Genomic DNA, 25165 nt, shown 5'->3' on the forward strand with positions numbered 1-25165 from the left:
CGGCGCCGAGCGATCAGATCCGAGACTTCTCCACGGTAGACTCGTGGGTCATCGCATCGCCTTCGCGCGCTTCGAGCGTCCGGCGCTCTTGGACCGTCTGGACCTCGTCGTCCGACATGCCCTTCTTGAAATTCTTGATGCCCTTGGCGACATCGCCCATCAGCTCGGGAATCTTGCCGCGGCCGAAGAGGAGCAGCACGACCGCCAGAACGATCAGCCAATGCCAGATGCTGAAGCTACCCATGATACGCCTCCATGCGCCGCGGACGGACCGCGTTTGCGTTCATACCAAACCACTCGTGTCTTCAAACACGAAAATCTCTTGCGGATCAACGGACACGAAGACCTCGTGCACATCTGCCTCCAGATCGCCGGGACGGATCCTGGCGCGCAGGGGGCTGTCGGCACCCGCCACCGCCAGCGTCAGAAGATCGACACTGCCGAGGAAGCGCCGTGAGAGGATACGTGCTTCGATGCCATCGCGCTTCGTGGTCACGCGCAGCCCGTTGAGCCGAAGCCCGATGGTCATCGAAGTACCATCCGATCGTGGCGAAGCTGCGACCGCGCCGAGCGGCGACTCGACCCGACCGCCGCGAACGACGCCCTGCAAGACGTTGATTTCCGAGAAGAAAGCTGCGGCGAAGAGACTGGCCGGGTGGCGGTAGAGCTCATGCGCAGTACCCACCTGAACCAGCTTGCCGTCGCGCAGAAGCGCGATGCGGTCGCCCATCCGCATCGCCTCCTCGGCGTCATGCGTGACGACGACCGCGGTGGATTTCGTTTCGCGAAGGATCTGCAGCGTATCGGTGCGGACCATATCCTTCAATCGGCTGTCGAGGCCAGAGAACGGTTCGTCCATGAGAAGGACCTGCGGGCGCGGCGTCAGCGCGCGCGCCAACGCCACGCGCTGCTGCTCACCTCCCGAAAGCGTGTGCGGGTAATCGGCAGCGGCGTGGACGAGGCCGACCCGATCGAGGGCCGCCATCGCGGCCGCGCGCGACTCACTTGCGCCGAGATCGCGCAGACCGAACCGGACGTTGTCGAGCAGCGTCATGTGCGGAAATAGAGCGAAGTCCTGAAACATGAGGCCGATGCCTCGCCGTTCCGGAGGCACGAATCGATCGCCGCCGGCGACCTCCGATCCGCCGAGCCAGAGCGACCCTTCCGTCTGACGCTCGATTCCGGCGGCGATGCGCAGCAGCGAAGTCTTACCGGAGCCCGAGGGACCGAGCAGGCAGAGCACCTTGCCGGCCTGCGCGCGGATCGAGACGTCGTCGAGGATCCGCCGGCTGCCGGCGCGGAAGCCGATGTTTCGAAACTCGAGTTCGGCCGCGAAGCTCACGGGTGCGGTCGTTGCACGCGTACGAGAGCCGGCTTCGCGTCGCTCGCTCAACTGCTGGGTCATCGGCACCGATCCGTCGCCGTTCGAAGCACTGAAGCCCGAACGGACAAAACATGAGAGGATCGATCAGATACCGATGCGCAGCGCCGGGCTCAAGCCACCATGGCCAGCAGCGAATCGAACTCGGCGCGCAGAACCTCAACCGAGCCGCCCTCGCCGCCCCGCCTGATGACGTCGAGGGCCCGCTCGGCCCGCTCGGCGCTCCGCCCGGCAAGCTCGGGCACATGTGCGGCGACCCGGCGCATTTCCGTCATGTCACCGTTGCAGTGAAGGGCCAGGTCACATCCAGCGGCGATCGCTGCGGCCGCAAGGTCGCCCATGTCGCCATCGAGCGCCTTCATCGACATGTCGTCGCTCATCAGGAGACCGTCGAAACCGAGCCGATCGCGAATGATGTCACCGATCATGACGGGCGACAGCGTCGTCGGCCGATCGGGGTCGATCGCCTCGAACAAGAGATGCGCGGTCATGCCTGCGGGAAGATCGGCCAGCGCCTCGAACGGCGGGAAATCGTGAGCTTCCAGTTCGGCCCGGGTCGCGCTCACTCGCGGCAGTTCGAGATGGCTATCGGCATTCGTGCGCCCGTGCCCCGGCAGATGCTTCATCACCGGCAGCACGCCGCTAGCCATCAGCCCGTCCGCAGCGGCACGGCCGAGGACCGCCACCGTCGATGGATCGCGGGAATAGGCGCGGTCGCCGATTACCGAATGGGTGCCGGGAAAGGAGACGTCGAGACAGGGAAGGCAATCGACGTTGATGCCGTAACCTTCGACGAGATCGTGGCCGAGAAGCCGCCCCTGCAGCCAGGCCGCCCGCGCGCCCGCTTCGCGATCGCCGTCATAGACCACGCCGATGGCGGCGGCCGGCGGATAGCGGGGAGCGAGCGGCGGACGGAGGCGCTGGACGCGGCCTCCCTCCTGGTCGACGAGAACGGGAACGGTCTCGCGGCCGCCGACTTCCATCAGTTCGGCGACGAGATCGCGAAGCTGCGCGGCTTCCGAGATGTTGCGGCCGAAGAGGATGAAACCCCATGGCCGTTCGGCGGCAAAGAAGGCGCGCTCGTCGGCGGTCAGGCTGAGCCCGCTGCAACCGGCGATCCAGGCTTTCGATGGGGTCATGTCGAGATCCGGGCGTACAGGTTCGTCGGCCGCCCGACTCGAACCGGAAATGGGAGGGCGGTCGCCGCCCGGACGGGTCGCGACCAGAGCCGTGCCGACGAGACCCGTCAGCGCGTCACGAAGCAGCTGCCGCCGGCCGATTTCAGGCTGTCGCACAGGGAATTCGCTTCGGTCTTGGACGCGGCGGCCACGCGGACCCGGTAGAAGGTCCCCTTGCCCGCGATCTCGGCCGCTTTGATGCCGACGCCGCGACCACCGATGACGCTCGAGAACCGCTTGCCGAGATTGGACATCGATTCCTTTGCCAGTGCTTCGCTCGGCTGTGAGGAGATCTGCACGTAGAACCCGCCATCCGCCGCCGCGGGTGCCGCCGCAGGCGTCAGCGCGGCGACCTGCTGAGGTGCTGCCGCCGGTGCCGGCTTGGCGACGGGTGCGGCCTTGGCGACGGGTGCCGCGACAGGAGCGACCGGCGCCGAAACCGAAGCGGTCGTCATCTCCGGTTGATCGTCCTCGGCAGCGTCGCCATCATCGAACGGCATGGCCGGCGCGATGCCTGCCACCGGGTCCATCACGGCAGCCTGCGCCACCGTGCTGGAGGCATTGGTCATCAGCTCGCTCTCGACCGCCGAGGTTTCCGTTGCGACAAGCGTGCCGTCCGGGCGAACCGTGAGCGTGCGGACCTTGCGCGGCTGGAGCGTTGCGTCCGATGCCGTCGGGCTGGCATCCGCGACCTGCGTCGGCTCGTCCGCCGGCAATGAAACGTCGTCGCCGACGCTGACGCCCGGCAGGGCATCGACCGGCGGCTCGGCGTCCTCTGTGAGATCGAGCGGCTCTTCCATCGCCGTCTTCAGCGACTGCTGCGTCGGCGCACGATCGGCATCGACACCCGCGACGCGCTGATAGACGGCCTTGTTCTGGTTGGGGATCGACTTGCCGCCGGGATCGACGGGCACGATCTTGTAGGGTTCGACGTCGGCCTTGATCAGCATCGAGCCATCGCCGCCGCCTACGCTGCCGCCCATTCCGGCGTAAAGCGCCGCACTGGCGACGCCCACGAGCGCCAGCGCGGCGATGCCGCCAAGGATCAGCGCGGGCGCCCGGAAGCGCGAATGGGTCTTCACCGGATAGTCGTCGTCGTACTGCGCGGAGTCGAGATCGACGTCGGCATCGTCGTAGCCGAGCGCGTAATCGTCGTCCTCGTCATAGACCGGCTTCGAGGTCTGGAGCGCCGCCATCTCGCTGGCGATCAGCTCGTCGAAGTCGTCGAGGGTCAGCGTCTGCGGATGAACCGCATCGTATTCGGGCTCGCGTGCCGGAGCGAAGGATTGCGTTTCGGCCGGGTTCATGTCGCGCGGCCGCTGGGGCTGGCTCAGTCCACGCAACGCATCCTCCATCTGCTGATCGGCCATCGCCGGAGACTTGACCTGACGCACCGGTGCGGCACGCTCTCCGGCCGGGGAACCGCTGCGCGACACCTTCGGAGCATCGAGAGCCTCAACGCGCTGCTCGGGACGGTAGGTGAACTCGTCCCAACCGGCGGCCTGCGGGATCTCGATCGGCTCGAAGCCCGCATAGACGGGCTGGGCGACACCGGGCGAACGGGGCCCTGGTCCTTCCACCGCACGGATGAGATCGGCGAAAGGATCGCGACCGCCGACGGTGCCGGGATTGGAGCCCTTGAAGTCCTTCATCGCAACGATCCCACCCCGGATTTCGACCCGCAGCAGTCGAAATTTGACAATGCACCGCGAAGCTTGCGCCTAAATCGCGAACTTGTTCAAAGCGTGGTCCGTCAGCGCATTTCCTCGGGGGCGGAGACGCCGACGAGGTCCAAACCGGATGCGATCACGAAAGCCACCGCCTGAACGAGGCCCAACCGGGCCGCCGTCGTTTTCGCATCATCAGGCTTAACGAACCGTAACTCCGGATGGTCCTTGCCGCGATTGTACTGGGCGTGAAACGCGGAGGCGACGTCGTAGAGGAAGAAGGCCAGGCGATGCGGCTCCTTTGCCTGCGCCGCGCTCTGCACCAGACGCGGATACTCGGCGAGCTTGCGCATCAGGCCGACTTCGCCCTCGTCGGTCAGAAGCGCCAGAGTCTGCGCATCCACCTTATCGAGCGCCGACACGTCCAGCCCCTCTCCGGCAGCCTGCCGCACGATCGAGCGCGAGCGGGCATGGGCGTACTGGACGTAGAAGACCGGGTTGTCCTTCGACTGCTCGGTGACCTTCTGGAAGTCGAAGTCGAGCGGCGCGTCGCTCTTGCGGAACAACATCATGAACCGCACGGCGTCGCGGCCCACCTCGTTCACCACGTCGGCAAGGGTGACGAACTCCCCGGCCCGCTTCGACATCTTCACCGGCTCGCCGTTGCGGAACAGCTTCACGAGCTGGCACAGCACGACGTCGACCTCGGCGCGCTCGCCGGCGACAGCCTTTGCGACCGCTTCGAGCCGTTTCACGTAGCCGCCGTGGTCAGCGCCAAGCACGTAGACCATCTCGTCGAAGCCGCGGGCAAACTTGTCCGCGAAGTAGGCGACGTCGGCGGCGAAATAGGTGTAGCTGCCGTCGGATTTCACGAGCGGGCGATCGACATCGTCGCCGACATCGGTCGAGCGCAGCAGCGTCTGCTCGCGATCCTCCCAGTCGTCGGGCAGCTGGCCCTTCGGCGGCGGCAGCGTTCCCTGGTAGACGAAGCCCTTCTCGCGCAACTCTTCGATGGCCGCCGTGATCCGGCCGCCATTGCCCTCGTGCAGCGTCTTCTCGGAGAAGAACACGTCCTGCTGGATGGCGAGCGCCCGCAGGTCGTCTCGGATCGACATCATCATCGCCGAGATCGCATAGCTCTTCACGAGCGGCATCCACTCGGTCTCGTCCTGCGCCAGCAGGTCGCGGCCGTAGCGGATGGCGAGTGCCGATCCGACGGTCTTCAGGTAGTCGCCGGGATAAAGCCCGGCGGGGATGTCGCCGATGCTCTCGCCGAGCGCTTCGCGGTAGCGCAGGTAGACCGAGCGGGCGAGGACGTTCACCTGCTCGCCGGCATCGTTGATGTAATATTCCTTCGTAACGGCATGACCGGCGAAGGCGAGAAGGTTAGCGATGGCATCGCCCACCACGGCGCCACGGCAATGGCCGACATGCAGCGGCCCGGTGGGGTTGGCCGATACGTATTCGACGTTGACCTTGCGGCCCGTCGAAGCCCCCCGCCCATAGTCGAGACCCTGGCCGAGGAGAGCATGCAGATGCTCGGTCCAGAACTGCGGCTGGAGCCGTAGGTTGATGAAGCCGGGTCCGGCGATCTCGACCGAGGCGACGTCGGGATCGGCCCGCAGACTTTCCGCGATCCGATCGGCGAGGTCGCGCGGCTTCTGCCCAAGCGGCTTGGCAAGCACCATCGCGGCATTCGTCGCGAGGTCACCGTGCGTCGGGTCGCGCGGCGGCTCGACGGTGATCCGCGAAAGGTCGTGCTCGCCCGCTTCCATCGCTCGCAGAAGGGCTTCGACACTCTTGCGGATGCGGTGCTCGAAGTCGGCGAAGATGTTCATCGGGGCAATCCAGACAGAAGCGGTTCGGGGTCGGCTTGGTACCGGCGGCACAGTCCGCCCGCCCGCCGGCGGTCGGCAAGCCAAACGGCGCGCCTAACGCAAATCGGGGGTAGCGTCAAACAGCCGCCGGTGCTCGGACAGGGCGTAGGTATCCGTCATCCCGGAGAGATAGTCGCTCACGCGCCGGGCCAGCCGTCCCTCGTCCAACGCATTCGCCTGCGCGCTCCACCCGCCGCCCATTTCTTGCGGGTCCGCCAGGTAGCGCTCGAAGAGATCCTCGACGATCGTCTCCGCCTTGTCCATGACGCCCATGACGCTGGGATTGCGGTAGACGCGGGTGAAGAGAAACGACTTCGTCTGCCGGGCCAGCGCCCGCATCTCGGGTGAGAAGTCGATGAGCGTGCGGGAGGCCGAGCGGACCGCCTCGACGCTGTCGATCCCGTCGCTTGCAAGGCGACGGAGCGAGCACGCGATGACGTCCTCGACCATGCGGGTGATGTGGCGACGCATGATCTCGTGAACCATCCGCGAGCTGTCGAGCGTCGGGTATTGCGCCCGCACCTCGCGCAGGATGTCACCGGCCAACTCCATCTCCTCGAGGTCTTCGAGCGCGATCAGCCCGGCACGCAAGCCATCGTCGAGGTCGTGCGTGTTGTAGGCGATATCGTCGGAGATCGCCGCCGCCTGCGCCTCCAGCGTGGCGAACCTGTCGAGATCGAGCGGATAGGCCGCATCGAAGTCGAGGATCGGTCGGGGCACCTCGCCCTCCCAGGTCGACAACGGGCCGGTCAGCGGCCCGTTGTGCTTCACAAGACCTTCGAGCGACTCGAACGACAGGTTCAGCCCGTCGAACTCGGCGTAGCGCCGCTCCAGTGCCGTGACGATCCGAAGCGATTGGGCGTTGTGATCGAAGCCGCCGAAGCCCGCCATGCGCCGGTTCAGCGCCCGCTCGCCGGCATGGCCGAACGGCGTGTGGCCGAAATCATGGACGAGCGCGATCGCCTCCGTCAGGTCCTCGTCGAGCCGCAGCGCGCGGGCGAAGGCTCGCGCGATCTGCGACACCTCGATCGTGTGGGTCAGGCGGGTGCGGAAATGGTCGCCCTCGTAGGCGACGAAGACCTGTGTCTTGTGCTTCAGGCGGCGAAAGGCGTTCGAATGGACGATGCGGTCGCGGTCACGTTGGAAGGGCGTGCGGGTGCGACTGCCCGGCTCTTCCACGAGGCGACCACGCGAGCGCGCGGCATCGGCAGCATAGGGCGCGAGAATGCCGCGCCCGAGACCGATCCCATCGAATGTCTCGTCCGGCATGGTATCGGGATCCGTCTGGTGGGGCTGTCGCCCGGGGCATCGGACCCGTCCATCGACGATGTCCACCGGGCGGCGATTGACCGGCCCGGTATGCGTCCATACTTTAGAGCAGCAATTCCAACAAGAAGAGGCCGGACCACGCCACGGCGTTCGCCCGGATCGAGCCATGAGCGACACGTTCGCCGCCGCCAACCCCGTCACCGTTTCCGACGCCGCCGCGCGCCGCATCCTTGCGATCCTGGCCAAGGCGCAAACCGAGAATGCCCTGCGCATCTCCGTCGAAGGCGGGGGCTGCTCGGGCTTCTCCTACAAGTTCGACCTCACCCACGATCACGATGCCGACGACGTCGTGATCGAGAAGGACGGCGCCCGCGTCCTCATCGACCAGATGTCGCTCGCCTACATGGACGGCGCCGTGGTGGATTTCGTCGACGACCTGATGGGTCAGTCGTTCCAGATCCGCAATCCGAACGCCGTGGCATCTTGCGGCTGCGGGACCTCCTTCTCCGTTTGACAAGGCGGATGGCGAAGCGGCAGGACGGCTCAGCCCTGTCCTCCTGCCGAGCCCATGCCCCATGCTGATCGCGACCTGGAACATCAACGGCGTCAAGGCGCGCCTGGAGACGCTCCTCGCCTGGCTCGATGAGCGCCAGCCCGACGTCGTCGGCCTGCAGGAGATCAAGTCCGTCGATGAGACGTTCCCGCGCGGTGAGTTTGAATCGCGTGGCTGGCATGTCGAGACGCACGGCCAGAAGGGCTTCAACGGCGTTGCGCTTCTCTCGAAGGAGAAGCCGCTATCGATCGAGCGTCGTCTTCCCGGCGACGATGCGGACGAACAGTCGCGCTTCATCGAGGGCGTCTGGGCCTTGGGCGACCACCGTATCCGCATCGCCTCGCTCTACCTGCCGAACGGCAATCCGCTCGGCACGGAAAAATTTTCCTACAAGCTCGGCTGGATGCGGCGGCTCGAACAGCACGCGAAATTGCGGCTATCGGAAGAGATGCCCTTCGTGCTCGCCGGCGACTACAACGTCATCCCGCAGCCCGAGGATGCCCGGAACGCCGCAGCCTGGGTGGACGATGCCCTGTTCCAGTCGGAAAGCCGTGAAGCCTATCGCCGGCTGCTCAATCTCGGACTAACCGACGCGGTGCGCGCGACCACGGATCGGCCGGGCACCTACACGTTCTGGGATTATCAGGCCGGCGCCTGGCAGCGTGACAACGGTATCCGCATCGATCACGTGCTGCTGTCGCCGGAAGCGGCTCGCTGGCTGAAGTCGGTGGTGATCGACCGGCACGTCCGCGACTGGGAAAAGCCCTCGGACCACGTGCCCGTGGTGGTCGAGATCACCGCCGACTAGGCAGCCGGCGCCTCAGCGCGGCAGGTCGCCGTCATCGTCCGTCTCGGCATAGGCCAAGGCGGTTCGCCGGTCGTCTTCGGTGGACAGCGAGAACGCCTCCTCCTGCAGCGGGCGAATCCACTCCTTGTCCTTGGCCGGCGCGATCTTGAGCGCGCGCGTCAGCATGGCCAGCCCGCGAATCGGCTCGGCCTGCAGCGAAATCGTCTCGCCGTCGAAGAGCAGGTAGCCGAGAAGCGCCTCGGCCTTCGCATAGCCCTTGTGCGCGGCCAGCTTCAGCCAACGGGCCGCTTGGCGCGGGTTGGCCTTGCCGCCCTCGCCCGCCAGCAGCATACGCCCCAGTTCGAACTGCGCGCGCGCATCGCCGAAATAGGAGGCGGCATGCGAATAGAGCTGCCGCGCCTGCACGGGGTCGGCGGCCACGGGCGTGCCTGGAATACCGTTGCGCGTGTACTCGGCCAAGGCAACGACGGCGCTCGCCACATAGGCCGCGTTCGGCGACGAGGACGTATCATCCTCCTGATCGCGCACGATCTGCTCGAACATCTGGAAGGCTTCGTAGTCGTTCTCGACGACCCCGTCGCCATCCGCGAACATCTGGCCGAGCTTCCAGCGAGCGCCGGCATGGCCGAGATGGGCGGCCTGCTGCAACGCCTCGATCGCCTCGGCCTTTTCGCCTCGCTTGTAGGCGGCAAAGCCGAGCGAGAAGATATCGCGAGACGATGTCCCCCTCGCGATGGCCGTCGCAGGGTCGAGCGCCATCGCGGCAGAACCGGACATCATCCAGCTGCCGGCCGCGACCATCGCAAGAAGCATCCTAGATATGCGCATGAACCAGCTTTTCGGATGCATGGGACGGACGGGGCCGGACGACAGGGAGACGGATGGAAATTTGTGGCGACATCCGCAAACCTTCGCCTCGATGGGCCCCGCGTTCAGTGGTTTGTTCGAGCGCCATCTCGCCAGAACGATAGGCAAGCTTCGTGAACGATTCGCACACGGTCGCCCCGCTCGACAGGCGTCGACGCAAACCGGTTTGCGCGCGGCAGGAAGGTCCGCTCGACCGCACCATGTCTGAAAGGGTGATCCCGTCCATACGCCTTCGCATCGCTTTCGAGCCGAGCGCCGAATCTGTCGGCTTCCCACCGGGTTGCCATCTCGGCGCCTGACGTTGGGTGGCCCCGTTTTATGGCGGCAACGCGGCGCAAACGATGGCGGAGGGGTCGTGAATGATGCTGCAACGCCATAGTGTTGCAGCGTTCCCACATGTTGCGCGGGTGCAGACACGACTGCGCACCGAAGAGCGCCCAATCCACGATCGGACGCCATCTCGTCACCTGCGTGCACGTTCCAAAAAACGCGCTGTCAGCCGCCGTCAGAAATTAAGCTTCAACGAGGCATTCGCTGCGTAGACCCAGTCGTTGCCGACCGTGGCATTGTAGATGCCGCCGCGCGCGATCGACTGCTCGCCATCCGTCCAGTAGCCGATCAGGCCACCGAACCGGATCTCCGCCCAGTCGGTGTTCTTCAGCGAGAGGCCGCCCGACACCGTGTAGAGATCGGTGTAGGTAGTCTCGGCGCCCGTCGAGACGCCGCTGTCGTAGCCGAGCGACAGCGACCCGGAGACCTGCTCGTTGAAGGCGCGCCCAATGCCGATCGATGCCGAATAGCCGTCATCCCAGTAGTACGGGCTGGTGTTGGAGTTGCCGGCAACGGTGGTGACCACCGCGCGATTGGTGCTCCAGTCCGTCCAGCGGAAGGAAGCGAGCAGCAAGGTGCCCTCGGCGATGCCAGTCTGGGCGTTGATGTAGAGGCTCTGCGGGCTGGTCGCCGTGTTCTGGAACGCCGGCAAGCCGCTGGCGAGGATCGTTCCGGCTGTCGGCAGAGCGTTCAGCAGCGCGGAGGGCACGGTGACGCCGGAGCGTGCCAGGAGCGCGGCGGCCGTCGGCACCGAAACCTGCGCCCCGTTGGCAAGCCGCACGAAGGCATCGCCCGTCGCCGCGAGCGTCCCGGTACCAGTGTTGTCGTCGTGCTCCACCTGCGATCGGTAGAGGATCTGCGCCCGTAGCGCGATTTCCGGCATCTCGAAGGCGGCGCCGATCCGGTAGCCGGTCTGGTAGCTGCCCTCAATTTCCGCCGCGAGACTGACCGGCACGAGGAGCTGCGCGCCGAGCGCTCCGAGCGCTCCCTGCAGGGAGGCGGGAAGCGTCGCGCCGATGTTGCGATTCGCGAGGCTGCTGCCTTCGAAGTTGAAGTCCTCGACGAACAGGCCGCCCAGCAGGCTGAAGCGCATGGCGTTCGCGGAATAGCTGACGCGGCAGGTCGCGCTCCACTCGTTCGACTGGAATTCGAGGTCCCGCACGCGCGACCCGCCGGGAAACGCTGCCGGCTGTGCCCCGCCGGGCAGCGCCGTGTAATCGCCCTCCGCGGCGAAGGCCTCAACGTAGTTGCCGACGCAGGCCGCCGCGTCGCCGCCGAACTTCACGGCTGCGGTCGGGATCTGGTAAGTGCCGGTATAGGTCCCGTAGCTGCCTGCGACGCCGTTCACCGAATCGAAGCCGCGCTGCGGATCGACATAGGTGAAGCCCATGCGGGTCGTCATCGTGCCCTTGTCGAACAGGATGTCGGTATCGGCCGTCCCGCGCTGGAAGCCGCCGGCCTGCGCCATCGAGACCGCCGCCAGGGTGGCCAACGCCGTTCCCGCACCCAATCGCTTCCAAGATGTCATTCGCGTTCCCCCCAGAACAGTCGCCAGGCCGCAGGTTCGCCCCGCCTTGCCTTCAGCCTGTCACAATCGAGTGGGGTCTGGAAACGTCACCGCAACTTGAAATCAGCGCAGTGCGACATATTCGCCAACTAAACCGGCGCATGAGCCCAAACGTACAAATGCCTGAAATCGTGACGCTAATAAACACCGGCTGAAATGGCTCGATACACGTTCAGCGGGGGTGCGGTGCACGCTGGGCCTTCCGTAATCGGAAGAATCTATCAAGCGTTGCTGGAAGGCGACAGATGGAAGAGCCGCTTCCACGAAGCGGCTCCCGCGCCATCAGCCCAGCATCGAAATCGCGGTCCGGAGCTTCTCGGCTTCCGCGACATAACCGGCGCGCTTCTCCCGCTCCTGCTCGACCACCTCGTCCGGCGCGTTGGCGACGAACTTCTCGTTCGAGAGCTTCTTGTCGATGCGCCCGACCTCGGCCATCGCCTTCGTCTCGGCCTTTTCCAGCCGGATCCGCTCTGCGGCGATATCGATCATCCCGGCCAGTGGCAGCGCGTAGGATCCGCCCCTGACGACGAACTGCGCGGACTGGGCAGGAGCCGCCTCCGCCGTCTCGATCGAAGACAGCCGTGCCAGGCGCCGAAGCGCCGCGTCGTGGCGGACCATCCGCTCGCGGGTGATCTCGTCCGGCGCCACGGCGACGAAGGCCGCCTCGGCCGCGGCCGGCACGTTCATCTCGGCGCGAACCGAGCGGATCTCGCCGACGAGTTCGACCAGCCAGTTGAGGTCCGCCGCTGCCGCTTCGTCACGGAAGTCGATGGTCGGCCACTCGGCGTGGCACAGAAGCGTCGCGCGCGGCGCGGCGTCGCCAGCCGTCACGGCCCAGAGCTCTTCCGTCATGAACGGCATGAACGGATGCAGGAGGGCGTAGATGCGGTCGAGCACGAAGCCGGTGACCTGACGCGTCTCGGTCTTCGCCGCCTCGTCCTCGCCGAGGAAGACGGGCTTGGCGAGTTCCAGATACCAGTCGCAGACCGTGTTCCAGGCGAAGCGGTAGAGCGCGCCCGCCGCGTCGTTGAAGCGGTAGGCCGCCAGCGCCGCATCCACATCCGCAATCGTAGCCGAGAGTTCGGTGACGACCCAGCGGTTGAGCGCCAGCGTCAGCGCGCCGGGGTCGATGTCGACCCCGTGGACGGCGCCGTTCATCTCGGCGAAGCGCGTTGCGTTCCAGACCTTCGTGCCGAAGTTGCGATAGCCCGCGATCCGCTGCGGGTCGAGCTTCACGTCGCGCCCCTGCGCCGCCATGATCGCCATCGTGAAGCGCAGCGCGTCGGCGCCGAACTCCTCGATGAGATCGATGGGGTCGATGACGTTGCCCTTCGACTTCGACATCTTCGCGCCGGTCTTGTCGCGCACGAGCGCATGGACATAGACCGTCTCGAAGGGCTCCTTCTCCATGAAATGGAGGCTCATCATCATCATCCGGGCGACCCAGAAGAAGATGATGTCGAAGCCGGTGACGAGTGCGCTCGTCGGATAGTAGGTCGAGAGCTCCGGCGTCTGGTCCGGCCAGCCGAGCGTCGAGAAGGGCCAGAGCGCCGAAGAAAACCACGTGTCGAGCACGTCCTCGTCGCGCGTCAGGAAGCCATCGCGCTGCGTCGGATCCTCGGCGAGCGCGCGGGCCTGCGCATCGGTGATCGTCCCGTTCGTCACGTAATGGGCAAGCGCCGCCGACACCGCGACGTCCTCGTCCTCGTCGACGAAGATCGTCCCGTCCGGACCGTACCAGGCGGGGATCTGGTGACCCCACCAGAGCTGGCGCGAGATGCACCAGGGCTGGATGTTCTCCATCCAGTCGAAATAGGTCTTCTCCCAGTTCTTCGGGACGAAGTTGGTACGGCCCTCGCGCACGCTGGCGATCGCCGGCTCGGCCAGCGTCTTGGCATCGACATACCACTGGTCGGTCAGGAAGGGCTCGATGGGAACGCCGCTGCGGTCGCCGTGCGGGACCATGTGAACGTGCTCGTCGATCTTGGCGAGATAGCCCTCGCTTTCCATCCAGTCGACGAGAAGCGCCCGCGCAGCGAAGCGGTCGAGGCCCTCGAACATGCCGACGGCCCGTTCGCCGTCCGCAGGATAGAGGTCCTCGAGGAAGTCGGCATTGTCGCGAATCGAGATCGAGCCATCGACCGCCAGGATGTTGATGCGGCGCAGATCGTGACGCGAGCCGACCTCGAAGTCGTTGAAGTCATGCGCCGGGGTGATCTTGACCGCGCCCGAGCCCGATTCCGGATCGGCATAGTCGTCGGCGACCACCGGAATGAGACGCCCGATCAGCGGCAGCCGGACGCGCTTGCCGATCAGTGCGGCGTAGCGCTCGTCCGAAGGATTGACCGCAACGCCGGTATCGCCGAGCACGGTCTCGGGCCGCGTCGTGGCGACCGTGATGAACGTTTCGGGATTGGCCGGATCGTAGTCGCGCCCTTCCACGGGATAGCGGAAGTGCCAGAGCGAACCCTTGACCTCCTGCTGCTCGACCTCGAGGTCCGAGATTGCCGTCAGTAGCTTCGGGTCCCAGTTGACCAGCCGCTTGTCGCGGTAGATCAACCCATCGCGATACAGCTGGACGAAGACCTTGCGCACCGCGCGCGACAGCCCCTCGTCCATCGTGAAGCGCTCGCGCGACCAGTCGCAGGAGGCACCGAGCCGGCGGAGCTGCCCGAGGATCCCGCCCCCGGACTCTTCCTTCCAGTCCCAGACCTTCTCGATGAAGGCCTCGCGCCCCATCGCCCGGCGGCCCGGCAGCTGGCGCGCGGCCAGCTGACGCTCCACCACCATCTGCGTGGCAATGCCCGCGTGATCGAGGCCGGGCTGCCAGAGGACGTTTTCGCCGCGCATGCGATGAACGCGGACGAGAACGTCCTGCAGCGTATTGTTCAGCGCGTGCCCGATATGCAGCGAACCCGTGACGTTCGGCGGCGGAATGACGATCGAGAACGGATCGGCGCCGGTTCGCGCTCCGGCGCCAGCGGCGAACGCATCGGCGGCCTGCCAGCGGTCCGCAATGCGGGGCTCGATCGCCGCTGCGTCGTAAGTCTTTTCGATCATGGATCTTCCAGCCGTCATCGGAACTCGTGTCGCATCGGTTACAGGGAAGATTTCGGCGGTGTCAACGAACTCGCCGCAATCCCCGTTCGCCCCGCGACCATCGCAGGTCCGGTCAAGAAAAAAGGGCGGCTCGCGCCGCCCTTCGTCGATCGTGAAAAGGACGGTGCGCTCAGCGCCGACCGCCACGCGACATGCGCTCGATTTCCTCGCGCACGAGGCGTTCGACCATGCGCGGCAGGTTGTCGTCGAGCCATTCCTGCAGCATGGGACGCAGCATCTCTTGTGCCATCGTCTCCAGCGACTTCAGCTCGCCATTACGAATCGCCTGCGCCAGTTCCTCGAAGGAAGCGGCGACCAGAGTTCCCGTCATCTGCGAGGACAGCGGCGACGCCACATCGGCGAAGGGCGCGTATCGACCCGCAGCCGCATCCGGCTCGCCGCCGAAGGAGCGCTGGTCGGTGTTGGCGGGCTCGAAGGAACCGCGGTCCTGCATGGGGGGCTCCTGGCGCGTCGCATCGTCGAAGGCGAGTTCGCGGGCGCGCTGGGCATGGGAGGGAGAGGGTTCGGTCATGGCATCAGGACCTTCTTCGTTGGGAGCGGCGACCTCGGCGAAGGCCGCGTCGTCGGTCATGGCGTCCGTCGTCGCCGGGAACGCAGAGGGAAGCGGCTCGTTCGTCGCGGCTTCGAAAGGCTCCGTCCGTTCGTCGAACTGTCCCCAGCTCGCGGCGAGCTCGCTCTCGAGCGCAGCCGTCAGATGGTCGTCGTCGGTCAATGGCTCTTCGGCTGGCCGCTGCGGGATTCCTGGCGCCTCGGCGATCGCGGTGTTGGATCGACGGTCATCGGCGGCCCGCGTCATCGCATAGGCCGGAGGGGACGCGGCGCTGCCCCAGGCTTCGAAAGCCACGGTGTTCGTGGCATAGGCGGCCGCATCGCTTTCGGGAGCAGCGGCGGCCGGCGCCGCAATCGGGGGGCTCTCCGGGCTCGTATCGACGGACGACGGGTCGACGGAAGGTTCCAGGCGCGGCAGGCGCAGGGGCATCGCCCGGCCGACCGCTGCGCCGGCGGTCCCGCCCCGCTCCTCGCCCGTCTCGATGATTCGCCGGATCGATGCCAGGATCTCGTCCATGGACGGCTCCTGCGCGACATTCGCCTTGCTCATGATCTTCGCACCCGATTCTGATCCGCGGCGAAGAGCGCGGCGGATCTTGCGGGGATGCTAGCGGCAATCGGCGATTGGTTGAATCCCGCATCCTGCAGAATCCAACCTTTACAACGATTTTTTAACGGGTCGTCAGCAGCCGGCGAGAGCTCAGCGCCCGTCAGGCGTGCGCAGGCCGTACCACTTGTCCTGAACCTGCTGATAGTGCTCGTCGGGATCGTAGCTATCGACCGCCAGAGCCAGCCGTTCAGGCGACAGATGGCCGACGGCCGACGTCAGCGTGTAAGCGGCGACCACCGCATCGCGCTGCGCGCCTGCCAGAAGGATCTGCGCGGTGATGACATCCGACTGCGCGTTCAGGACGTCCAGCGTGGTGCGCTGACCGACATTGCGCTCTTCGACGACGCCATTCAGCGCAAGCTGTGCCGCGGCCACCTGTGCGCGATAGCCGGTGACGTTGGCCTCGGCCGCCTGCCGCTGGGCCCAGGCCGTCGCGACCGCCGAGCGGACCTCGTCGCGTGTGCCGTCGACTTCGATCCGCCGCTGGCCGAGCACTTCCTTGGCCTGGCGAACCTGCGATGCGACGAGACCGCCCTGGTAGATCGGCACCGAAAGCTGCGCCTGCACCGTGCCGGAGACCTGATTCTGCGTGATGACGTCAATCGTCCCGACGCCTGGCAGCGCTTGATCGGGCGTCGAGTCCGCGAGCGAATAGCTGTTGTCGATCTGGCCGTTCAGGGACACAGTCGGCAGGCGGGCGCCTTCGGCGGACTTCACCTGAAACGCGGCGGCATCCACAGCGAACTGGGTCGCCAGAATGGCCGGATGCTCGGACTGCGAGACGGCGATCGCCTGCGCGACGGATCCGGGGAAAGCCGACTTGCCCGGCAGGGTTCCCGCCTCGAGCTGGCTCGGCGGATCGCCGATCACCTCGAGATACTGCGCCTCGCTGCTCGCGACCTGCGCGAGGGCGGTGTTGAGGAGTGCAGTCGCCAGAGCCTGTTCGGCCTGCGCCTGCGCAACGTCGGTCCGCGTGCCTTCGCCGACCTCGAAGCGGGCGTCGGCGGCCCGGACCTGCTCGTTGAGGAACGCAAGGCTCTGACGACGGAACGCGGCGATCTCGCGATCGCGGCGCACGTTCATGTAGACCGTGACCGTGTTGAGCAGCGTGTTCTGGACGGTGTTGTCGAGGTTCTTCTGCGAGGCTCGGACCTGGGCTTGCGCCGCATTCACGTTATTCGGCGTCCGGAAGCCGTCAAAGAGAACCTGATTGATCTGGATGCCGCCGGTCAGGACGCCCGTGCGCTGCTTTTCGCGCTCGATATTGTCGCCGAAGGTCGTCCGCGACCGGGTGGTCGACGCCTGACCGACACCGGTGACCGTCGGGCGAAGGCCTGCCCGGGCCTGCGGAACGTTCTCGTCGGTCGCACGCAACTGCGCCCGCGCCACGTTCAAATCTTGATTGTTCGCATAGGCCTTGGCCATCGCGCCGCGCAGGGTCTCGGCGTTCGAAGCCCCCGCACTACCGACGAGAAGCAGAGCCGACACCGAGGCCAGGATCCAGGACTTGTTGCGCAAAGAGCTCACTCCAGACTCGGGCGATCGATCCAAAGAACACCGGATCCATAGCGGTACACGGGCACACCTCACCCGAACCTTGGGTATGACCCGTAACCCGAATGAACCTAACGTCGGAACAATACCAGAGCTGGCTCGGAACTCGGGAAGGTTTTCATCGTTGGTGTGGCCGGCTGAAAACACTTCCCGTATGTAAGACCGGCCCGTCACAGGCCTCCTTCATCCGAAAGGACTAGAAGACGAAAGCCTGACGCTTGGTGAAGCCCGGCAGCGGCTTAATGCTGCAGTTGAACCCGAAGCGATCGGCCAGGATGCCGTCTTCCTTGGTGTACAGCTTGGCCATGGCCGACAGGCCCTGACCTTCGACAACGACCATCCGGCCGCGATCCTTGAGCTGGTCGAAATAGGTTGCCGGGATCTCGCCGACCGAGCCTTCGAAGACGATGACGTCGAACGGAGCCTCGGACGGAAAGCCTGCGGCCAGCGGCCCGGTCACCACCGCGCAGCTGACGATACCGAGTTCGTCGAGCTGGCGCGACGCCTCTGCGGCAAGGGTTTCGTCCTCTTCGAGAGCGACGACCGAGCCAGCCAGATGCGACAGGACGGCCGCCGAGTATCCGGTGCCGCAACCGACATCGAGGACCACGTCCTGCGACCCGATCTGCGCAAGCTGCAAGAGCTTGGCGAAGGGCGATGGTTCCATCAGGTAGCGGGCACCGCCCAGCGGAATGTCTTCGTCGATATAGGCGAGCGGCTTGCGCGCGTCCGGCACGAAGCGCTCGCGCGGAACCGCAAGGAACGCTCGCAGCAATTCGTGCGACGTGACGTCCGTCGTCCGGATCTGATTGTCGACCATTTTCGTGCGAGCAGCAGCGAAATCCATGACATGTCCCGGATGATTGATGGCGCGACTTCCCTTATGCGCCGTCGCGATGGCTGGCAAGCCGCACCAGGTCTGCGGATGCCATGAGCAAGCTGCAGCGAAAGTCGGCGGGTGTCGAACCCAACATCATCGAAGACAGTCAGCAGCAGCCTTGGCTCACTTGGGGCTCAAGGGAACGCTGGTGCGTGGACGCGTCGAAGGCGTGGACCGGATCCAGGCGCTCCGTCGGGGAATGAATGAGGATCGCGAAGACAAAGTCGCTGGACGGCGCCGGAAGCTGACAGGCCAGCGCCAACTACTTCGAACACGCGATTTTCAAATTGGCGCGTGTTACAAAGATCCGCTGGATCGACCGCCGGAGCATGGATTGAGATCGGCGGCCGACCGATGGCGTATCAAGATGATAGCACGTCGACCTCAACTAAGCTTTCAGCCCGCGCGAGCACTTTTGCCGGGCCGGACTGCGTCGATGGCATTGCGGACAGCATTCTTGCGCTTCCGCTTGTCCATGTCGGGACGCAGCGAGCCCTTCAGCATCTCCTCGCCGATGGCCGCCTTCTCTTCCTTCGTCAGCGGCCGGCCACGCATCTGGCTGGCTTCGACTTCCCAGGTATTCATCAGTCCATCGGTCATGCCGTCTCTCCCTTGCTGCGGTCCCAACCCGCCATGGCATCCACATGTTCCGACGAACCGTCGTCGAAGGTCTCGAATGATCGGCCATCGGGGCTGCGGCACCGTCGAAGCCATCCGGACGCTTCCGGCCGGCTCAGGCCGTGATAGACGGGACGACATGGTCCGGCGCTTCTCTCGGCAGCCGCGACTGTGTCGCATCCTCGTTGAGACCATCGCCTCTCGATGCTGAGTGGATCGATCCCCCCATATCCGATCGTTAGACGGATTGGGCCCTGAACGGCGCAGCCCGCCTCCGTCGCACGCAAAAGGAACAGCGCATGACCACACCCCGCGAGGCCGAACCGTCGAACGCACCCCGAAGGCACAAGGCGCTCTGGATTGCCGTCTGGATCGTCGTCTCGATCGCGATCGTCAGCAACGTCTTCGTCGGGATCTACCTGTGGGCCAACGCCGTTTGACGTCGCCGATTATCGGAAACTGACGGCAGCGAATGCGCCCGTCACGAGCCGCAGACACCCATGAAAGACAGGACCCATGACCGACCACGACGAGACCGATCCAAATCCGGAAGCCGAGCATCCGATGGCCAGCGGCGCCTTCGAGCGGATCCAGGACTATCTCGACAGCGGACGTGGCCTCGCATCCCTGTCCATCGAGGATCTCGAAGGCCGCTTCGTCGCCGCCTTCAAAGCCCGGGTCGCCAACGTCGCGCAGGCGTCCGACGCGAATGACGACGCCGAGGCCGAATACATCCTCCGCTCGATCGAGCCACCCTACCATCTCGTGAAAGCCGAAATCGAGGAGATGACGCAGCAGATTTCCGAAGCCTTTTCGAAGCTCTCGAACGAGCAGATCGCCGAACTCGACAGCGACATGGTCGCTAAGCTCTCCACCGCCGCCATTCATTGATGGCATGTGAGGCGATGCGGATGCGTCCAATGCGCCATCGGCGTGTCACGCTGGCGGGCGCATTCGCAAACACCGACGGGACGACGAGGGTAGACGGAAACGAGACGGGGTCCAGGCAATGGCACGCCGTCGGTTCGTCAGCCACATGCGGGTATCCACCGAGCGTCAGGGCGTCACCGGTCTTGGCCTCGAAGCGCGGCCGAAGGCGGTGCGAGCTGACCTGCACGGTGGCAACTGGTCGCTTGTGGCCGAAGTGGCCGTCCTGCAGCATGGCCTCGTACGATGGGAGATCCGCGACGAGCCGCCTCAACTCGGCGTTCTCCTCCTCGATCTAGCGCAGCTTCCTCACCCTGGACGGTATCATCCCCGCCATAACGCTTGCGCCAATTGGTGAAGGTCGCCTCCGAGATCCCCGCCTGTTGGCAGACCTCGGCAACGGCCGTGCCCTCGTGGGCCTGCTTTAGGACAAACGCGATCTGCGCGTTGGTGAACTTTGAACTCCTTGTGGAATTCTTTCCATCCCGCTCTCGGGATCACAAGTCGAAAATTCCAGCTTAGAACGGTCCGACTTCGTGGAGGCACGTCACGTCGAACCCCCTGATCGACATTGGTGACCAGCGCGACCGGGCGACGCGGCAGATCGAGGATCTGACGCCTCCGCTCGATCGCAACCGAGTCTCCCGCCTCGTGTCCCGAGCACTTCGCTTTCCCCACGGTAGGCCCGAACGGACCGCATCATGTGAAACAGACGTCCGGGTTGTGAGGTCCGGCCACAATCCTCTACCTTCGAAACCTGCCCTCTACCTTTAAAAAACCTTTGTCAAAACGGCCCGGATCGCGGGTCGTTCACAACCGAGGCGATTTCTTAAGACCTCATGCAACGCGGTATGGTAGGCGCTACCGGACGTGGATCGCAACTGGAGGGGGTGGTTGCGCTACGTGGTTGTGGATACCTCCCTGGACTTTCAGATGGCTCCTATTTCGTCCGGCCCGAGTGGCGTCGCCGTAGGTTTAACGAACACTTCGGACACTGGGCCCCTCGATGGCTTCACGTCCGACACGACACCCACCTTGGGATTCTTCTACGTCGACAACTCTACCAACGCACCGGTCCAGATATTTCGGGACGTGACGTGACCCCCTGAATTTCAGCCACGGATGGCTAGAGTCCGCCCAACGACGAGGGACGGACGAATGAAGAAGTCACGGTTTACGGAAGAGCAGATCATTGCGATCCTGCGCGAGCGGGAGGCGGGGGTTGCGACGGCCGAGGTCTGCCGGAGACACGGCGTCAGCTCGGCGACGTTCTACAAATGGAAGGCCAAGTTCGGCGGGCTCGAAGTGTCTGAGGCGCGACGCCTGAAGGGGCTGGAGGACGAGAACGGTCGCCTGAAGCGGATGCTGGCGGATGCCATGCTCGACAACGCCGCGCTGAAGGACCTCGTGGGAAAAAAGTGGTGAAGCCCGTCGCCAGACGGGAGGCCGTGGCGTATCTCGCCGCGACCTTCCAGATGAGCGAGCGGCGGGCGTGCCGGGTGATCGGGGCGGACCGGGCGAGCGTGCGCTACGAGGGAACGCGGCCCGACGACAGCCTGCTTCGGCGACGGTTGAGGGAGTTGGCGGGCGAACGCCGGCGCTTTGGCTACCGGCGGCTGCATGTCCTACTGAAACGAGAGGGCCATGCGGTCAACCGCAAGCGCATCCAGCGGCTTTACCGCGAGGAGAAGCTGACCGTTCGCCGTCGCAGCGGGCGCAAGCGAGCCATGGGAACCCGTCGCCCGATCGAAGCACCGGTGGCCGCCAACCAGCGCTGGAGCCTGGACGTCCTGTCCGACCAGCTCACGGACGGTCGCCGCTTCCGGATCCTGGCCGTGGTGGACGACTGCACCCGCGAATGTCTGGTGCTGTCCGCCGACACGTCACTGTAGGGTCTGCGGGTTGCTCGTGAACTCGACGCCATCATTCGTCATCGCGGACGCCCGACGACCATCGTCAGCGACAACGGCACGGAGTTCACCTCGAACGCGATCCTCGCTTGGGCGGACGAGACCTGCATCGGCTGGCATTACATCGCGCCCGGCAAGCCGCAGCAGAACGGCTTCATCGAGAGCTTCAACGGCCGTCTGCGCGACGAGCTTCTGAACGAGACGCTGTTCCGATCTCTGCCGCATGCGCGTGCCGTGCTGGAAGCCTGGCGGCGGGACTACAACGAGGAACGGCCACACTCCAAGCTGTGCTGGATGACGCCTCGGGACTTTGCTCGCACCATCACCGAAACAACCGGCCGAAACGCTGCGCTCATTGACGGCTCCGCGCTTCGGCCTCTTGCAACCGCCATCGACGATGGCTCAGATCACGACAGGACTCTCGTTCCCGCTGGATGAAAAACGGGGGTCACGTCAAGGACACGATGGGGCTTGGCATCGCTTGGTCAAGATATGCCACTGCCGCCGTTTCGGAAATGTCGAGTGCAACCGTCGTCGCCTCCTCGTGGGCCACTTCGCGAGCGACACTTCTAAGGTTGAAAAACGCAAAGATGCTACCCAGTCCGACAACCAGTGTCATGACCGCTACCACCGCCGACAGCAGGCTGAGCAGAGCCTCCGTGCTCACCAAGCGCCCACCTCTCGCAGCCGCCGCCCCTCCAGCGTCGCCTAAGACCAGGCCGGATCGCGCCACCCCTACCCGGATGTCACCAGCCCGAGCGGTATCATCTCGACCCAAGCCGCGAGAATGGGACCCGGCATTTCTGCAATCATTCGGCCAACACTGTCCCGGTCGCCGCCGACCGCGTCGAGCCGAACTTCGGCACGCATATGCAGCGGCGCGAGTTCGGATGGACGGACGACAAACTCCGGCGGTCCGATTCGCTCATGTCGCATTTCGTGTTGCTTGGACGAGCGGACGCGAACGTGAAACCCCTGCAGTTCGAGGGAACTCGCTGCAATGCGCGCCCGACATGCGACCGGAAGACCGACCTGACTTAGCCCGACCTAAGTCCTTATAATCTCTGCATGAAGGGCTTGGAGGCCTCGGAGGGAATCGAACCCCCGTGCAAGGATTTGCAGTCCTCTGCGTAACCACTCCGCCACGAGGCCCCAACGGGGCGGTTGGTACTGCGGCCTCGGGCTTCGCGCAAGACCTGAAATGTCGATGACGTGCTCGTCTCGTCGCGGGACGCTGCCGGCGGCCTTTGGCGGGGCGCGAAGCCTAGCGGCGGCCGAAGGACGGGAGCCGGACCCAAGCGAAGCGCGACTTGGTCAGGGGATCGGCCGATGGAAGCAGCACGGCCTTGGCCTTGCGGCGCCGTCCCCATTTGACGTCCGCGCGGCGGCGCCAGCGGCGCACGAAGCGCAGGTCGACCGAGAGGATGAGAAGCCCGAGGGGCAGCATCCAGATGCCGAGCACCGGCAGGAAGCTGAAGACGCCGCCGAACACGAAGGCGATTCCCATCGCCATCCGGGCCAGCCGATTGGCCGGCAACCGGAGCGTCCGGCCGAACAGTTCGATCGTATTGCCGCGCAGGCGGAAGAAGTCCCGCTTTGCCGGATGCGACTGCGTCATGCGTCCCGCACTCCCCAGGAGATAAATCTTACCGACCATAGCGCCCGATGATGGCGGAGCCGTTACGGCCAAACCCCGCCGGAATGGAGGCGACGGTGATTTATTTCGCCCATTCTCATTTCACGGCTTCCCAAACCGAAATCCCGTTTGCTATAGGGGCCTCGTCCGCAAGTGATGCGGACCGGTCCCCGGTAGCTCAGTGGTAGAGCAATCGACTGTTAATCGATCGGTCGCTGGTTCGAATCCGGCCCGGGGAGCCAAGTCCACCTTTTCCAATGTCGAGAATGCGTTGCAGTCATCGGCTGCACTTGGGTTTTTGTGGCACTTGAAGTCGACGGTCTGAGCTGAGCCCGATGACCTTGGGGCGGGCAGTTGGCCCGAACGCGACGATCAGTCGCCCGAGCCGATCCGCTCCCACTTGCCGGTCTGGGTCTGGGACTGGCGCGCGAAGTAGCGATACGGGGTCCGCGACCAATCCTTCACGGACGGGGTGAGATTGTCGAGAATCAGGTCGCCGTCGCTGGTGCGAACGGTCAGGACGGTGTGACCCTCTTCGCTGAACCGCTGGCGCGCGACCGTCAGCAGGAGCGCCGAGGCGGGCCATCCCTTCTTCATCAACTCGGCCTTCTTGGCGATCGCAATGTCTTCGCAGTCGCCCTCGCGCGTTGCGAGTCGCCAGTCGTCGGTCTTGCCCGTCGCCGGAAGGTCGTCGCGCTCGCGAACCCGTTTGCGAACGTCCGCGTTAACGGCGCGAAGCTCCTGCAGGCGGTCGGGCGAGAGGTCCACCACCTTCTTGCCGCTCTGGGAATCGCAAAGGCGCCGCTCGCGCTTGCAGAAGGCGCTGAAGGCAGGGGGTGCGAACGCGTCTCCCGTCAGCATCATCGTGCTACCCGCATGTCCCGGACCGGATGCCGACACCAGAATCGTCAGCGCGCCCAAGGCGATGGACAAGAGCTTCAATCGGCGACCCCCTCGCACATTCGATCGATCGGATGCGCCCTGAGGCCATGCCCGACCCCAAAACTCTGCCTTTTTCGTGGCCCGGACGCGAACCGGACCGGATGGAACAGGGGTATCGGTCATGCTGCATGCCCCTCGACTGGCTCAATTGAGTAAGCACGACCCCATGGGCGGCGCCGGCCATTCACCTTAAAACTCTGTAATAAAAAGGTTTTCAGGAGGTTTACATGCACTGGTCTTCGCGAGGTTCCGCAACGCGCGCGACACGCCTGCTCCACGCGACCTGTCTCTCGGCCGTCGTGACGTTCCATCTCGTCGGGTCGCCGGCGCAGGCTCAATCGGTCCGCCCGACGCTCAGCGCCGGCCAGTGCCGACCGCTTTCCCAGTCCAATTTCGAGATCTGCTGCATCGCAGCCAACCGCCGTCAGATCCTGTCGGCTCGCGACCTCGCGCAATGCCCGCCGCTGACGACCTCGACCGTTTCGCGGGCCCTTCGCGATTCGGGCGATGGGCTCGTTCCCGGGTCAGAGCGAGACGGAACCAGGCGCCAGGCCTCGACCGGCGAACGGCGGAACTCCGAAACGGGGACGGGAAACACAGGCGCGGGAGGCACCGGGCCGTCCGCCGGCAGCGGCGGCACACCCAGCGGGAGCGGCAGCGGCACGCCTGGCGGCGGGAATGGCGGTGGCTCACCGGGTGGGGGTTCGCCCGGCGGGGGCTCACCTGGCGGCGGTTCGCCGGGGGGCGGTTCGCCCGGCGGCGGCGATGGCGGCGGCTCGCCCGGCGGCGGCGATGGCGGTGCCTCGCCCGGCGGCGGTGACGGCGGCGGTTCGCCCGGCGGCGGTGACGGCGGCGGTTCGCCCGGCGGCGGTGACGGCGGCGGTTCGCCCGGCGGCGGCGATGGCGGTGGCTCGCCCGGCGG

The 25165-nt window shown here is 65.5% G+C and carries 19 protein-coding genes, 2 tRNA genes and 3 pseudogenes; 6 read left to right on the forward strand and 18 right to left on the reverse strand.

Annotated elements, in window-relative coordinates:
* Positions 1-13: 13 nt before the first annotated feature.
* From AUL33_RS01310 to AUL33_RS01335, 6 genes are all read right to left on the reverse strand, one after another.
* Positions 14-244, reverse strand: coding sequence for a twin-arginine translocase TatA/TatE family subunit (locus AUL33_RS01310; protein ID WP_062202862.1), 231 nt, complete (start codon positions 242-244; stop codon positions 14-16).
* Between the two features lie 39 nt (positions 245-283).
* Positions 284-1405: an ABC transporter ATP-binding protein gene (locus AUL33_RS01315; RefSeq protein WP_062202871.1), complete on the reverse strand. Its 1122-nt coding sequence runs from the start codon at positions 1403-1405 to the stop codon at positions 284-286.
* Positions 1406-1494: 89 nt separating this feature from the next.
* Positions 1495-2520: a beta-N-acetylhexosaminidase gene (nagZ, locus tag AUL33_RS01320; RefSeq protein WP_062202873.1), complete on the reverse strand. Its 1026-nt coding sequence runs from the start codon at positions 2518-2520 to the stop codon at positions 1495-1497.
* 107 nt (positions 2521-2627) lie between these two features.
* A complete protein-coding gene (locus AUL33_RS01325) occupies positions 2628-4211 on the reverse strand; it encodes an SPOR domain-containing protein (protein ID WP_062202875.1) in 1584 nt (527 codons plus the stop codon).
* 101 nt (positions 4212-4312) lie between these two features.
* On the reverse strand, positions 4313-6064 hold the full coding sequence (gene argS / locus AUL33_RS01330; protein WP_062202877.1) for an arginine--tRNA ligase: 1752 nt from the start codon (positions 6062-6064) through the stop codon (positions 4313-4315).
* 93 nt (positions 6065-6157) lie between these two features.
* Positions 6158-7372, reverse strand: a complete 1215-nt coding sequence (locus AUL33_RS01335) for a deoxyguanosinetriphosphate triphosphohydrolase (RefSeq protein WP_062202879.1) — start codon at positions 7370-7372, stop codon at positions 6158-6160.
* A gap of 166 nt (positions 7373-7538) precedes the next feature.
* Here AUL33_RS01335 and erpA point away from each other — a divergent pair, with 166 nt between their 5' ends.
* Both erpA and xth read left to right on the forward strand, forming a co-directional pair.
* Entirely contained in the window at positions 7539-7886 is a 348-nt protein-coding gene (gene erpA, locus AUL33_RS01340; protein WP_062202881.1) for an iron-sulfur cluster insertion protein ErpA, read from the forward strand.
* A 61-nt stretch (positions 7887-7947) separates the two neighbouring features.
* Complete coding sequence (gene xth / locus AUL33_RS01345; protein ID WP_062202883.1) at positions 7948-8733, forward strand: exodeoxyribonuclease III; 786 nt, start codon at positions 7948-7950, stop codon at positions 8731-8733.
* A 12-nt stretch (positions 8734-8745) separates the two neighbouring features.
* On the opposite strand, the gene AUL33_RS01350 is transcribed toward xth, so the two are convergent.
* The 7 genes from AUL33_RS01350 to AUL33_RS01380 all read right to left on the reverse strand — a co-directional run bounded on the left by AUL33_RS01350 (position 8746) and on the right by AUL33_RS01380 (position 18810).
* Positions 8746-9561: a tetratricopeptide repeat protein gene (locus tag AUL33_RS01350; protein ID WP_082652236.1), complete on the reverse strand. Its 816-nt coding sequence runs from the start codon at positions 9559-9561 to the stop codon at positions 8746-8748.
* Between the two features lie 544 nt (positions 9562-10105).
* A complete protein-coding gene (locus AUL33_RS01355) occupies positions 10106-11458 on the reverse strand; it encodes a hypothetical protein (protein ID WP_062202887.1) in 1353 nt (450 codons plus the stop codon).
* A 321-nt stretch (positions 11459-11779) separates the two neighbouring features.
* Complete coding sequence (locus AUL33_RS01360; protein ID WP_062202931.1) at positions 11780-14557, reverse strand: valine--tRNA ligase; 2778 nt, start codon at positions 14555-14557, stop codon at positions 11780-11782.
* Positions 14558-14726: 169 nt separating this feature from the next.
* Positions 14727-15683, reverse strand: a complete 957-nt coding sequence (locus AUL33_RS01365; protein ID WP_244491841.1) for a DUF2497 domain-containing protein — start codon at positions 15681-15683, stop codon at positions 14727-14729.
* A 183-nt stretch (positions 15684-15866) separates the two neighbouring features.
* Positions 15867-17303: a TolC family outer membrane protein gene (locus AUL33_RS01370; protein ID WP_062202891.1), complete on the reverse strand. Its 1437-nt coding sequence runs from the start codon at positions 17301-17303 to the stop codon at positions 15867-15869.
* A gap of 223 nt (positions 17304-17526) precedes the next feature.
* Entirely contained in the window at positions 17527-18177 is a 651-nt protein-coding gene (locus tag AUL33_RS01375; protein WP_062202893.1) for a protein-L-isoaspartate O-methyltransferase, read from the reverse strand.
* Positions 18178-18606: 429 nt separating this feature from the next.
* Positions 18607-18810, reverse strand: coding sequence for a hypothetical protein (locus tag AUL33_RS01380; RefSeq protein WP_062202895.1), 204 nt, complete (start codon positions 18808-18810; stop codon positions 18607-18609).
* Positions 18811-19127: 317 nt separating this feature from the next.
* On the opposite strand from AUL33_RS01380, the gene AUL33_RS21950 reads away from it, so the two are divergent.
* Complete coding sequence (locus AUL33_RS21950) at positions 19128-19268, forward strand: hypothetical protein (RefSeq protein WP_156419220.1); 141 nt, start codon at positions 19128-19130, stop codon at positions 19266-19268.
* 76 nt (positions 19269-19344) lie between these two features.
* Complete coding sequence (locus AUL33_RS01385; protein WP_062202896.1) at positions 19345-19719, forward strand: hypothetical protein; 375 nt, start codon at positions 19345-19347, stop codon at positions 19717-19719.
* A gap of 259 nt (positions 19720-19978) precedes the next feature.
* Here the strand turns inward: AUL33_RS01385 and AUL33_RS21435 are convergent.
* Positions 19979-20195 (reverse strand): annotated as a pseudogene (locus tag AUL33_RS21435) (transposase); the annotation flags it as partial.
* Between the two features lie 718 nt (positions 20196-20913).
* Between AUL33_RS21435 and AUL33_RS01400 the strand changes: the two are divergent.
* Positions 20914-22103: pseudogene (locus AUL33_RS01400) on the forward strand (IS3 family transposase).
* Positions 22104-22743: 640 nt separating this feature from the next.
* On the opposite strand, the gene AUL33_RS01410 reads toward AUL33_RS01400, so the two are convergent.
* Together AUL33_RS01410 and AUL33_RS01415 are read right to left on the reverse strand one after the other, a co-directional pair.
* Positions 22744-22817, reverse strand: a tRNA-Cys gene (locus AUL33_RS01410).
* Positions 22818-23016: 199 nt separating this feature from the next.
* Positions 23017-23283 (reverse strand): annotated as a pseudogene (locus tag AUL33_RS01415) (hypothetical protein); the annotation flags it as partial.
* A gap of 185 nt (positions 23284-23468) precedes the next feature.
* Here AUL33_RS01415 and AUL33_RS01420 point away from each other — a divergent pair.
* Positions 23469-23543: transfer RNA gene (locus tag AUL33_RS01420), tRNA-Asn, on the forward strand.
* Positions 23544-23673: 130 nt separating this feature from the next.
* On the opposite strand, the gene AUL33_RS01425 is transcribed toward AUL33_RS01420, so the two are convergent.
* Entirely contained in the window at positions 23674-24366 is a 693-nt protein-coding gene (locus AUL33_RS01425) for a transglutaminase-like cysteine peptidase (protein ID WP_082652237.1), read from the reverse strand.
* Positions 24367-24962: 596 nt separating this feature from the next.
* Positions 24963-25165, reverse strand: a 203-nt coding sequence (locus AUL33_RS22455; protein WP_192843117.1) for a hypothetical protein, incomplete at its 5' end; no start/stop codon positions are given.

Origin of the sequence: Aureimonas sp. AU12, assembly GCF_001463705.1 — a bacterium.
Classification (GTDB): domain Bacteria; phylum Pseudomonadota; class Alphaproteobacteria; order Rhizobiales; family Rhizobiaceae; genus Aureimonas.